9 protein-coding genes and 1 riboswitch are annotated in these 11,857 nt (G+C 66.0%); of the genes, 5 read left to right on the top strand and 4 right to left on the bottom strand.

Translation table 11 applies throughout. The features are described 5' to 3' along the window. Nucleotides 1-94 precede the first annotated feature (94 nt). Both QOD90_RS30245 and QOD90_RS30240 read left to right on the top strand, forming a co-directional pair. A complete protein-coding gene (locus tag QOD90_RS30245) occupies nt 95-1,519 on the top strand; it encodes an aldehyde dehydrogenase family protein (RefSeq protein WP_526356069.1) in 1,425 nt (474 codons plus the stop codon). A 15-nt stretch (nt 1,520-1,534) separates the two neighbouring features. Further along, the gene (locus QOD90_RS30240) at nt 1,535-2,971 is read left to right on the top strand and encodes a short-chain fatty acid transporter (RefSeq protein WP_526356067.1); all 1,437 of its coding nucleotides are present in this window, start codon (nt 1,535-1,537) and stop codon (nt 2,969-2,971) included. A 38-nt stretch (nt 2,972-3,009) separates the two neighbouring features. Here QOD90_RS30240 and QOD90_RS30235 read toward each other — a convergent pair whose 3' ends face one another. From QOD90_RS30235 to QOD90_RS30220, 4 genes are all read right to left on the bottom strand, one after another. Continuing rightward, nucleotides 3,010-3,372 (bottom strand): metallopeptidase family protein, encoded by a 363-nt coding sequence (locus QOD90_RS30235; protein ID WP_526356065.1) that lies wholly within the window; start codon nt 3,370-3,372, stop codon nt 3,010-3,012. Between the two features lie 76 nt (nt 3,373-3,448). Further along, nucleotides 3,449-3,955 (bottom strand): DinB family protein, encoded by a 507-nt coding sequence (locus tag QOD90_RS30230; RefSeq protein WP_526356063.1) that lies wholly within the window; start codon nt 3,953-3,955, stop codon nt 3,449-3,451. Between the two features lie 19 nt (nt 3,956-3,974). Continuing rightward, nucleotides 3,975-4,577, bottom strand: coding sequence for a class I SAM-dependent methyltransferase (locus QOD90_RS30225; protein ID WP_526356061.1), 603 nt, complete (start codon nt 4,575-4,577; stop codon nt 3,975-3,977). Between the two features lie 230 nt (nt 4,578-4,807). Next, nucleotides 4,808-5,644 (bottom strand): bifunctional 5,10-methylenetetrahydrofolate dehydrogenase/5,10-methenyltetrahydrofolate cyclohydrolase, encoded by an 837-nt coding sequence (locus tag QOD90_RS30220; protein ID WP_526356059.1) that lies wholly within the window; start codon nt 5,642-5,644, stop codon nt 4,808-4,810. A 19-nt stretch (nt 5,645-5,663) separates the two neighbouring features. Then, nucleotides 5,664-5,740: riboswitch (ZMP/ZTP riboswitch) on the bottom strand. Between the two features lie 144 nt (nt 5,741-5,884). Between QOD90_RS30220 and QOD90_RS30215 the strand changes: the two genes are divergently transcribed. The 3 genes from QOD90_RS30215 to QOD90_RS30205 form a co-directional block, all read left to right on the top strand. Further along, nucleotides 5,885-6,235 carry a hypothetical protein gene (locus QOD90_RS30215; protein ID WP_526356057.1) on the top strand — a complete coding sequence of 117 codons (351 nt, stop codon included), beginning with the start codon at nt 5,885-5,887 and terminating at the stop codon, nt 6,233-6,235. Between the two features lie 333 nt (nt 6,236-6,568). Continuing rightward, nucleotides 6,569-6,793 carry an MbtH family protein gene (locus tag QOD90_RS30210; RefSeq protein ID WP_526356055.1) on the top strand — a complete coding sequence of 75 codons (225 nt, stop codon included), beginning with the start codon at nt 6,569-6,571 and terminating at the stop codon, nt 6,791-6,793. A gap of 33 nt (nt 6,794-6,826) precedes the next feature. After that, nucleotides 6,827-11,857 (top strand): amino acid adenylation domain-containing protein (locus QOD90_RS30205; protein WP_526356054.1); only part of this gene is annotated, 5,031 nt, incomplete at its 3' end.

The following is an 11,857-nucleotide window of genomic DNA, read 5'->3' as shown; positions in this document are numbered from 1 at the left end:
TCCAGCACTGGAATCCCGCGAGAGAACGGGATGCCAGCGGGCTGGAGTCGGCGAATGTACCCAATCGTGGACCGGGCTGAGGAAGAGTGGAGTCATGCGTGAATACCTGAAGTTCTACATCGACGGCCAGTGGGTCGACCCGGCGGAGCCGAGAAGCCTCGACGTCGACAACCCCACCACTGAGCGGGTTTCCGGGCAGATCGCCATCGGCGGTGCCGCCGACGTCGACCATGCGGTCGAAGCGGCCCGCAAGGCGTTCACCACCTGGTCACAATCCACTCGCGAAGAACGCCTTGAAGTGCTGGGCGCGATTCGCGCCGAGTACCAGAAGCGTGCCTCCGACCTGGCCGACGCGGTCAGCGAGGAGATGGGTGCGCCGGCGTCATTGGCGGCCGGCCCGCAGGTCAACCTCGGCTTGGGACACCTGGCCACCGCGATCGAGGTGCTGAAGAAGTTCCAGTTCTCCGAGCAGCACGGCAGCACCCTGGTGTTCAAGGAACCGATCGGTGTCTGCGGTCTGATCACGCCGTGGAATTGGCCGCTCAACCAGATCGCGTGCAAGGTGTTCCCGGCGCTGGCGACCGGCTGCACCATGGTGCTCAAGCCGTCAGAAGTGGCTCCCTACTCCGCGCAGATCTTCACCGAGATCATCGACGCCGCAGGCGTTCCCGCGGGGGTGTACAACATGGTCTACGGTGACGGACCGGGTGTCGGAGTCGCGCTGTCGAGTCATCCCGACATCGACATGGTGTCGTTCACCGGGTCCACTCGCGCCGGCATCGACGTCGCCAAGAACGCGGCGCAGACGGTCAAACGGGTGACCCAGGAGCTTGGAGGGAAAAGCCCCAACATCGTGCTCGACGATGACGACTTCGCCAAGAGCGTGGCCACGGGGACGTCGGTGATGATGATGAACAGCGGACAGAGCTGCAATGCCCCGTCACGCATGCTGGTGCCCAACTCGCGGATGGACGAGGCGATGGCGATCGCAGGCCAGACCGCCGGCGCGGTGAAGGTCGGTGTCGCCGACGACAAGACCGCGATCGGACCGGTCGCGTCGAAGGCACAGTTCGACAAGATTCAAGGACTGATCCAGAAGGGCATCGACGAAGGCGCCACCGTCGCCGTCGGCGGCGTCGGACGGCCCGACGGGCTCGCCGCCGGGTACTACGTCAAGCCGACCGTGTTCGCCAACGTCACCAACGACATGACCATCGCACGCGAGGAGATCTTCGGGCCGGTGCTGTGCATCCTCGGCTACGACGACCTCGACCAGGCCATCGAGATCGCCAACGACACCGAGTACGGACTCGCCGGTTACGTGTCGGCCGCGGACCTGGACGCCGCACGCGCGGTGGCCCGCCGGATCCGCGCCGGTTCGGTCGCGATCAACCACGGCTTCGACCTGAGCGCGCCGTTCGGCGGGTACAAGCGCAGCGGCAACGGGCGCGAGTGGGGGCAGTTCGCCTTCGACGAGTACTTGGAGACCAAGGCCGCGCTGGGATACGCGGCACAGTAGGCGAGGGAACCTGGCATGACATCTTCTACCGAAGACGCTCGCTCCGAGAAGGGGTTGGCGCGGGTCGCGCAGTCACTGGCCGGTTGGACGGAGAAGTGGTTTCCGGACGCGTACGTCGTCGCCCTGGCAGGCGTCGTCCTCGTCGCGCTTGCGGCACTGGCCAACGGATCCTCGCCGCAGACGGTCGTGAATGCCTTCGGCGACGGCTTCTGGGATCTGACCGCATTCACCCTGCAGATGGCCATGGTGGTGCTGACCGGCTACGTCGTCGCCACGTCCCCGCCGGTGGCCAAGCTGATCGAACGCCTCGCCACCGTGCCCCAAACGGCGCAGAGTGCAGTGAGTTTCGTTGCGCTGCTCTCCATGTCAGTCTCGTTCCTGAACTGGGGGCTCAGCCTGGTATTCGGTGGTCTGCTGGCCAGGGCGATCGCACGCCGAACGGATCTGCGGGTGGACTATCGCGCTCTCGGCGCCGCGGCCTTCATGGGGCTGGGCGCGGTGTGGGCCCTTGGCATGTCCTCCTCGGCCGCGCAGCTGCAGGCCACCGCCAGCTCGCTGCCTGCAGAGCTACTGAAGATCACCGGGGTTCTCGACTTCGGCACCACGATCTTCACCTGGCAGTCACTGGTTATGTGCGCCATCATCATCGCGCTGACGGCGGTGATCGCACACTTCTCCGCACCGAGGGGCGCAGCCATCGTGACGGCCGAGGATCTGGACGTCGACCTGGACGACCAGAACAATGAGGTGCCGCCGCGTTCGCGGCCGGGAGAGTGGCTCGAATACTCTCGCATCCTGCCCGCGCTGGCGGCCCTATTGACGTTGGGATGGCTCGTATCCCAGCTGATCGCCAAATCCGTCCTGTCCGTCGTCAGCAGCCTGAACGGGTATCTTCTCGTCTTCCTGGTACTCGGACTGGTGCTGCATGGGACGCCACGCAGGTTCCTGCAAGCCGTCGCCAAAGCCGTACCGGCCACGGGCGGCATCCTCGTCCAGTTTCCGTTGTACGCCGCCATGGCGGCGATCCTCACCAAGGCGAAGGGCAGTGGCGGCCATACCGTTTCGGATCTGCTGGCAGAACTGTTCACCAACGTCGGTGGCGGGGCCTTTGCGGTCGTCATCGCGCTCTATACCGTCGTGCTGGGTGTCTTCGTCCCGTCCGGAGGAGGAAAGTGGTTGGTCGAGGCGCCATACGTCATGCAGTCGGCCACTGATGTCCAGATGAACCTGGGCTGGACGGTGCAGATCTACAACGTGGCCGAAGCGCTGCCGAACCTGATCAATCCGTTCTTCATGCTGCCCTTGCTGGCGGTGCTCGGACTCAGGGCGCGCGATCTGGTCGGATTCACGTTCCTACAGTTCATCTTCCATCTGCCGGTGGTCCTGGCACTGGTGTGGCTGCTCGGCATGACGTTCGACTTCGTGCCGCCCGTTTTGCCCCCCGTACCGTAAGAAGGTGAGGCGATCGTGACCGATTCGGTCGGCGGACCTCAGTAACGATCGATCTCGATCAGGCGCTCGTCGCTGATCCCGAAGTGATGCGCGATCTCGTGAAGGACGACGTGTCTGGCCTGGCGGCGTAGGCGATCGGTGTCGCCGGCAGCAAGTCGCGTGATCGGCCCGCGGAAGATGCTGATCTTGTCGGGGAGCACTCCGCTGTACGCGCTTGTCCTTCGCGGCAGAGGTACTCCGCGGTACAGGCCGAGAAGCGGCTGCCCGGCGGGAGGTTCGTCCTCCACGACGATCTCGACGTTGCTGATTGCCGCACGGAGTTCGGCTGGCAAGGAGTTCAGCGCGTCGTCGATCGCCTCATCGAACGGATCGTTGGGACTCGGCTCCGGAGGCGCATCCATGTCCGCAAGGGTGCCAGAACTTCGAGACGGGAGCGTTCACGGCGCTCGACAAGGGACGTGCGTGCGCTGAATCCTGTCACCCGTGGGGCGGCTGGCGTGGCGTGGGCTCATCGATCTGTTCGCGGAGGATGTCGCCGTGACCCGCGTGTCTGGCGAATTCTTCGATCATGGCGAGCAGGGTCCATCGCATGCTGACCGTTCCCTCGCGGGGAAAGTCCTTGGTGTCGTCGAGGTCGAAGCGGGCGGCGATCACGCGTGATCGTTGGCTGGCGCGTTCGAACTCGGCGATGACGTCCGCCACCGACTCGTCGTCGGCGACGGCGAAGGTGCCCTCGTCCCGTTTCGAGTAGCCGTCGCATTCGGATTCGTCGAGTCCTGCCCAGAACCGTTGGAACCAGATCCGTTCCGCCGCGGCGGCGTGCTTGATCAACGAGATCGGTGTCGTCAGCGAAGCAACGAGTCGTCGGCGGGCGTTGGCCTCGGACAGACCGCGTGCGGTCGCGATGAGTGCTTCGCGGTTGCGATCGAGGGTGTTCTCGATCACGGCTCGTTCGGAGCCGATGGTAATTCGGTTGGTAATCATGAGATTTCAATCCTTTCGTTCAGCCGCGGTGTGCGAGTAGGTGGACTCCGGGGAAGCGGTGCACGGTGTCCGGTCGGTTGACGATCCGCCATTCTTCGACGAAGTCGTTGTCGGCGAGCACCCGACTGAGTTCGTCGGGGTGCCAGCGCCACGCCGGGGCCACGGCGTGATCGAAAGGGGTTGCCGGGCCCGGCAGATCCGACGATTGAGCGGCGATCAGTATGGGAGTGCCGGCCCGCAGCCGGTCGGCCCACAGTCGGAGAATGTCGCTGACCTCATCCGGCGGAAGGTGTATCAGGCTGAATCGCGCGACGATCGCGGCGAGGGGGTCCGTGACGCCCGCGAGCGTTGCGTCACCGTCGATGAAGGTGAGCTGAGGATACCTCTTGCGGGCGATCGCCAGCATCGCCGGGCTGGGATCACATCCAATGACGTCTAGTCCGCGGCGATCGAGGTCGGCCGTGACGTGCCCGATGCCGCACCCCACGTCGACGACGACACCCGGCGAACCGACTTTCTCGACGAACGCAGCGACGGCGTGTTGTTCGATGGGTGACTGGTAGGGCCCGGTGAACATCTCGGCGTAGCGGTCCGCGAGCGCGTCGTACCCCGGTTGCGTCACGTGCTCCCCTTCGCATTGCGGCTCGCACGGTTGAATCGTGCTCGGAGCCCCACTTTGACATCGCCCTGCGACATGATTGGAGAAGTTCGATCACCGCCCGCGACGCAGCGTAAGCAGATGGAGCCCGCTCAATGCCGTGGCCGACGAGGTCTGCCCCTCAGGCGCCGAGGACGGCCTAGCCGCCACACTGGCACGCTGGTTCCGGTAGCCCGGTACCAGCACTCGGGTACTCAGCGCGCACTAGCGGCTCTGACGGTTTGGTGCAGCAGAACGGCGATGGTGGTGGGTCCTACTCCGCCGGGCACTGGGGTGATGAGCCTGGCCTTGTCTGCCGCGGCGGCGTATTCGACGTCGCCGATGTTGCCTGGGTTGTACCCGGCGTCGATGATCACCGCCCCGGGCTTGATCCAGGCGCCCTTGATCAATTCGGGTTGGCCGACGGCGGCGATCACCATGTCTGCCTCGGCGACGATCCGGGGCAGGTCCGTGGTTCGTGAGTGGCAGTAGGTGACGGTGGCGTCGCGGGCGAGCAGCAGCATCCCGATGGGCTTGCCAAGGATTGAGCTCCGTCCGACGACGACTGCGTGCAAGCCGGTGGGATCGACGTCATAGGCGTCGAGAAGATGGACGATGCCGGCCGGGGTGCAGGATTGAAACCCGTTTCCGCCCAACGCCATCGAGGCGAACGATGCCATCGTCACGCCGTCGACGTCCTTGCTCGGGGCAATGGCCTCGAAGGCCGCGCGCTCGTCGATCTGAGCGGGCATCGGATGCTGGACCAGAATGCCATCGACGTCGTCGTCGGCGGAGAGTGCGGTGACCAGTGCGGTGACGTCGTCGGTGGTGGCCGTTGCGGACAGCTGGTGGCTGCGAGAGTCCAACCCGGTGGTGCGACAACGATTCGCCTTCATCCGCACATAGGTGTGTGAGGCGGGATCGTCACCGACGAGAACTGTTGCCAGACAGGCTTTGCGGCCGCTCTTCTTCTCGAACTCTGCTGCTCGTTCGCGGACGTCGGCGAGGATGGCGTCGGCGACACGGCTGCCATCGATGATTGTTGCGGGCACGGCTGCGCTCCTCACGAAGGAGGAGCACCCAGGCGGTCGATGCGTCCACGTCTTGCTTCCCGGTGGTGTCCCACCTGCGCCAGTCGCCGACCCTCACTCTACCGATCGTGCTCAGCCGTTCTGCCCTACTGGCAAAGTCCAAAGTCGACCCCATCGACGGCAAGCCGGAATATTCTCGGAAACTGCGAGGACGGCGAACGTCAGAGCGACTCGTTTGAGCCCCGCTTGAAGGAGCTACAGATGACCTTGGTGATGGCGTCGGGAGTGCGCAGGAGGCTGTCCGCGACGGCGGTGGCGACAGCGGCCACTGGAGTAGCCATGTTGGGCGTAACCGCCCCGGCGAGTGCAACGCCCGCCGCGGCAGGCCCGCCCGGGGTATCCGTGCCCCTCCGTCCTCCGATCGTCACCGACGATCCAGGATGCGACATGTTCGGGTGGCGGCATCCGCTCTGCGCTGGAGGCGCCTTCGAGTCGCCGGCCGACGATGGGATTCCGGGCGACAATGCGGCCGAAGGCGGGATACCGGCGCCGTCGATGTTGCCGAACATCAACGGCACGATGAGCCCTCCCGGGACACCTGGGGTCATCTAGACGTAGAGGGACCGCGAAAGACCGACTCGCTCAAGGTCTTCCCGTGTCGATGAGGCGGCGTTGGCTGCCGGTGCCGGGCCGGGGTAGCCGCACGCCCGCCGCCTGCTGCCGCCGCTACGTGGTGATGAAGCAGACCGTCGCCGAGTAGCCCATAGCGCCGCCTTGTTACCCGGGGTGTTGCAGGCGGCACCCCGTGCTGCTCTATGGTTCGAGTTGTCGTACCCTTAAAACCTGTTTGCTCTTGGATATTGTTTCCAAAACTTGTTAGGTCGCGTAACGTGCGGCCGGCGCATAAATCAAGATCGCCAAATGTCAATTGCCTTGGAGGGCACTGTGACTACGAACCCGTTTGACGACGACAACGGCACTTTCTTCGTTCTCGTCAATAACGAGGAGCAACACAGCCTATGGCCGACGTTTGCCGACGTGCCCGCCGGATGGCGCGTGGTCTTCGGCGAATCGGACCGTGCCGCGTGTCTGGAGTACATCGAACGCGAGTGGTCTGACATACGGCCGAAGAGTCTGCGCGACAGATTGGCCCAGGGCCAACCCAGTTGATCGCCTAAACCCGACTCAATTCGAAGGTGGAGGATGGAGCTCGGCGACTCAGCACTGCCAGTAACGCGCGAGCAACGGGACATCTGGCTCGCGCAGGAAACCGGCCAATCCGCCGCGGAGTGGCAACTCGGTCTGTTCGTCGAAATCGATGGCCCCGTAGAGCGTGACGCCCTCGAATGGGCGATCGGCCGAACGGTCGGGGAGGCCGAGCCGGTCCGGGCCGCCTTCGTCGAGGCGGACGGCCAAGTCTTCCAGCGGCCGCTCGACTACCAGAACGTCGAACTGGCCGTCTTCGACCTGAGCCAATCCGAAGAGCCACTGCGGGAAGCCCGCGAGATGGCGGCCTCGATTCAGCGCACGCCAATGCCGTTCAGCGGCCAACTGTTCACGTTCGCGCTGTTCCAAGTCCGGGCGGACGAGGCGTATCTGTACGTCTGCTGTCACCACATCGTCATCGACGGATATGGCCTTGCGCTCCTGTGTCAGCGAGTCGCCTCGGTGTACTCCGCACTCGTCACCGGCGCGCCGATTCCGCCACCGATATTCGGTTCCCTGGCCGACTTGCTCGAATGCGAATCGAAATACGAAACGTCTCCCTTTTACGCAGAAGATGAGGCCTATTGGAGGGCCAATCTTCCGGCTTCACTAGGTCCCGAGTTTCGTTTGCCAGAGCAAATTGGGCGAACCGACCGGAGTCGGTCGTCTGGGCCGGTGCGGCTGGATCCCGCGATCCTTCTCGGAGTCCAGCGGTTGTGTCAGGCGTGGGACGTCCCGCGATCGACCGTGCTCACCGCGGCGTGCGCGCTGGTGGTCCGTGGCTGGTGTGCCGACGGCGGAGAGGTCGTGCTCGACTTCCCGGTCAGCAGGCGGGTGGCTCCAGAGTCGAAGACGCTGCCCGGGATGGTCGCCGGGGTGGTGCCGCTGGTGCTGCAGGTTTCACCGGACGCGGCGGTGGCCGACTTCTGCGCTCACGTCGACTCCCGCATCCGTGAAGCGCTACAGCATCAGAGGTTTCCGGTGCCCGCCCTGGAGCGCACGTCTCACCCCCGCGGCCCAGGCGAGGTGGCCGACAGGGTGGTGGTCGACTTCCTTCCCTCCGGGTTCACCGTGCCCTTCGGTGGTGCCGCGGCGACGGCGTCCCTGATCTCCGGCCTCGGGCGCAGCTTCGGGTTGGTGTTCTCCGGCTCCGGTGACGAGGTGCTACTCAGCACGCTGGGTTCTGGTCAGCTGTTCTCGACCATCGACGTCACCGACCTCGCGAGCCGCTTGGAGCGGACATTGGCGGCGATGATCGCCGATCCGAGCCGGCGGCTGTCGTCGTTGGACTTGCTCGACCGACCCGAACGGGCCCGGTTGGACGAGCTCGGCAACTGGGCGGCGGCGGCGCGCGAGGCGACCGAACCCGTCTCGATTCCCGCGGTGTTCGGCACGCAGGTGGCCAGGAACCCGGAGGCGGTGGCGCTCAGCTGCCCCGGTCGGTCGCTGACCTATCGGGAGCTGGACGAGGCCTCGAACCGATTCGCACACCTGTTGGTCGGCCGTGGTGTCGGTCCGGGACACCTCGTGGCGCTGCTTCTGCCCCGTTCCGTCGAGGCCGTCGCGGCCATCGTGGCGGTGCTCAAGACCGGGGCGGCCTACCTGCCGATCGACCCGGCGCTGCCGCAGGCCCGGATCACCTTCATGCTCGAGGATGCCGCGCCGTTCGCCGCCGTCACCACTGCCGACCTGACCGACCGGCTCACCGGAATCGACCTGCTGGTCGTCGACGTCGACGATCCGGCCGTCGAGGCCCAACCCGCTTCGGCGCTGTCGACGCCGGCCCCTGACGATGTCGCCTACGTCATCTACACCTCGGGAACGACCGGTATCCCCAAGGGCGTAGCCATCTCCCACCACAACCTGACGCAGCTGATCGCGTCGCAGGACGGCGGGTTGCCAGCTGCATCCGAACAGGCTTGGTCGCATTGGCATTCCTATGCATTCGACTTCTCGGTGTGGGAGATCTTCGCGGCCCTGTTGCGCGGGGGCAGGCTGGTGGTGGTGCCCGACTCGATATCGGGCGAACCCGACGAGTTCCACGACCTGCTGGTGTCAGAACGAGTCAACGTACTCACCCAGACCCCTTCTGCAATAGGTGTTTTGGCGCCAGATGGGTTGGGATCGACTGCGCTGGTCATGGGCGGGGAGGCCTGCCCCGCCGACGTCGTCGATCGGTGGGCGCCGGGGCGGGTGATGGTCAACGCCTACGGCCCGACCGAGACCACGATCTACGTGGCGATGAGCGCACCGCTGACGGCCGGTTCTGGCGCGGCGCCGATCGGATCGCCGGTGCCCAATTCCGCCTTGTTCGTGCTGGACGGGTGGATGCAGCCCGTGTCCGCAGGGCTGGTCGGCGAGTTGTACGTGGCGGGCGCCGGACTTGGTGTGGGCTACCTCCGCCGGACCGCGTTGACGGCGTCTCGATTCGTGGCCTGCCCGTTCGGCAGTCCCGGTCAGCGGATGTACCGCACCGGCGACCTGGTGTTCTGGGGTGCCGACGGGCAGCTGCGCTATGTCGGACGTGTCGACGAGCAGGTCAAGATCCGCGGGTATCGAATCGAACTCGGGGAAGTGCGAACGGCTTTGGCCGCGGTCGACGGCGTTCGGCAGGCGGTGGTCGTCGCTCGCGAGGACCGCCTCGGCGACAAACGGCTGGTCGGCTACGTCACTGGCATCGCGGACCCGGCCGAGGTGCGGGCGGCGCTGACGGCGCGGCTCCCCGGTTACATGGTTCCCGCCGCAGTGGTGGTGCTGCCCGAGCTGCCGCTGATGCCCAGCGGCAAGCTCGACACCCGGGCGCTTCCGGCTCCCGAGTACACCGCGGGTGAATTCCGGGCGCCGGATGGCCGCATCGAGAAGATCCTGATCGGCATCTATGCCGAGGTGCTCGGTGTCGAGCCGCCGCAGGTCGTCGGAGTCGACGACTCGTTCTTCGAACTGGGCGGCGACAGCATTCTGTCGATGCAGGTCGCGGCGCGGGCACGCGCTGCCGGGTTGACGTGTCGGCCCCGCGACGTCTTCGTCGAGCAGACGGTCGCCCGACTGGCCCGGGTGGTAGCGACGACCGACGGTGCGGACGACGTGATCGACGAAGGCGTCGGGCCGGTGGTGGCCACCCCGATCATGCGATGGCTGGCCGACCAGGAAACGGGCGGCCGGACGACCGACGAATTCAACCAAACCCTGGTGGTGCAGGCCCCGGCCGGAGCGACCGCCGCCGACGCGGCAATGGTGTTGCAGGCGTTGCTGAATCGGCACGCCATGCTGCGCCTGCGCGTCCTCGACAGTGGTGACCTGCACGTGCCAGAGCCGGGCACGGTCGATGCCCGGCACTGCCTGCACACGGTGGACGCGCTGTCCGAGGAGGCCGCGCTAGCGGCGCGGTCGCGGCTGAACCCGTCGGCCGGGCTGATGCTCAGCGCGCTGTGGGTCGCGACGAGCGGCCAACTGATGTTGATCGCTCACCACCTCGGCGTCGACGCGGTTTCCTGGCGAATCTTGTTGGAAGACATGAACATCGCTTGGGCGCAGCACATATCCGGCCAACCGGCCGAGCTGACGGCCACCGGAACGTCGTTTCAACGATGGGCGGCCCTGCTCACCGAACACGCCCGACGACCCGAAGTCGTTGCGCAAGCGGACGCCTGGAAGCAGGTGGAGTCGACGCCGGCGGCCTTGCCTGCAGTGCGCCCCGAGGTGGATACCTACGAGACGGCGGGGCGGCTGTCGACGACGCTCGACGCCGAGCACACTCGTGCGCTGCTCGGTGAGGTGCCTGCCGCGTTCCGCGCTGGGGTACAAGACATTCTGTTGATCGGGTTCGCCCTTGCGGTGGCAAAGTTCCTCGACGATCCCGCGGCACCGATGGGAATCGACGTCGAGGGCCACGGCCGTCACGAGGAACTCGCCGCCGGCCTCGACCTGTCGCGCACCGTGGGATGGTTCACCACGAAGTACCCGGTGTCCTTCACGCTCGGCGAGTTGCCGTGGGCGCAGGTGATTGCCGGTGAGGCGGCGCTGGGTGCGGTGGTCAAGAAGGGCAAGGAGCAGCTTCGCGCCCTGCCGCCGCCCCTGACCTACGGCCTGTTGCGCTACCTGAACGCCGACGTCGAGCTGACTGGCGCAGACCCGTCCATCGGATTCAATTATCTTGGCCGACTGGGTTTTCCGGCGATTCACGATGCCGAAGGCCTGTGGCGGATCGGCCAAGATGGGTTGTCCCTCACCGGGGCCGCCGCCACGCCACTGCCGCTGTTCCACACCCTCGAGCTCAACGCAGGCACCGTGGACACTGACGGAGCCCCACGGCTGCACGCCGATTGGACCTGGGCTACGTCCGCGCTCGACCACACTCAGATCGCCCGGTTGAGCGAACTGTGGTTCGAGGCACTGGCGGGTATCTGCGCGCACGTCCGCGCCGGCGGCGGTGGGCTGACGCCGTCGGACATCGCGCCGGCACGCCTGCACCAACAGCAGATCGACGAGTTGCAGGAGCAGTACCGGATCGCCGACATCCTGCCGCTGACCCCACTGCAGCAGGGGCTGCTCTTCCACACCAGCACCGTGCAGGGCGGTGTCGACACGGCCGCCGACATGTACTCGGTGCAGCTCGACTTCACCGTGACCGGTGCCCTCGACGCGCAACGGCTCCGCACCGCGGTGCAGACGGTGGTCGGGCGACACCCCCACTTGGCGGCTCAGTTCTGCCGACAGTTCGACGAACCCGTGCAGGTGATCCTGGCCGATCCCGAAATAGCCTGGCAATACCTCGACTTCACCGCTGATGACCGTCTTGGCGAAGACGACGTCCAACGGCTTTGTGCCACTGAGCGCGCCGCCGTCTGCGACCTGGACGGCCAGCAGGGGTTCCGGGCGGTCCTGATTCGCATCGGTGAGGATCGGCACCGATTCGTGCTGACCAATCACCACATCGTGCTCGACGGCTGGTCGATGCCGATCCTGCTGCGGGAGATCTTCGTTAGCTATGCCGGGCAGCGGCTGGCACCGGCCGCGTCGTACCGGACG

The organism is Mycobacterium sp., from assembly GCF_032161845.1.
Classification (GTDB): Bacteria; Actinomycetota; Actinomycetes; order Mycobacteriales; family Mycobacteriaceae; genus Mycobacterium.
Note: the sequence above shows the minus strand (reverse complement) of the source record. Positions and strands in the feature narration are given on the sequence as shown.

What these genes read in the sequence shown, in the direction of transcription:
- QOD90_RS30215 (WP_526356057.1), top strand. Translation starts at nt 5,885, where the DNA reads ATGACCTTGGTGATGGCGTCGGGAGTGCGCAGGAGGCTGTCCGCGACG.
- QOD90_RS30235 (WP_526356065.1), bottom strand. Translation starts at nt 3,372, where the DNA reads ATGGATGCGCCTCCGGAGCCGAGTCCCAACGATCCGTTCGATGAGGCG.
- QOD90_RS30245 (WP_526356069.1), top strand. Translation starts at nt 95, where the DNA reads ATGCGTGAATACCTGAAGTTCTACATCGACGGCCAGTGGGTCGACCCG.
- QOD90_RS30230 (WP_526356063.1), bottom strand. Translation starts at nt 3,955, where the DNA reads ATGATTACCAACCGAATTACCATCGGCTCCGAACGAGCCGTGATCGAG.
- QOD90_RS30240 (WP_526356067.1), top strand. Translation starts at nt 1,535, where the DNA reads ATGACATCTTCTACCGAAGACGCTCGCTCCGAGAAGGGGTTGGCGCGG.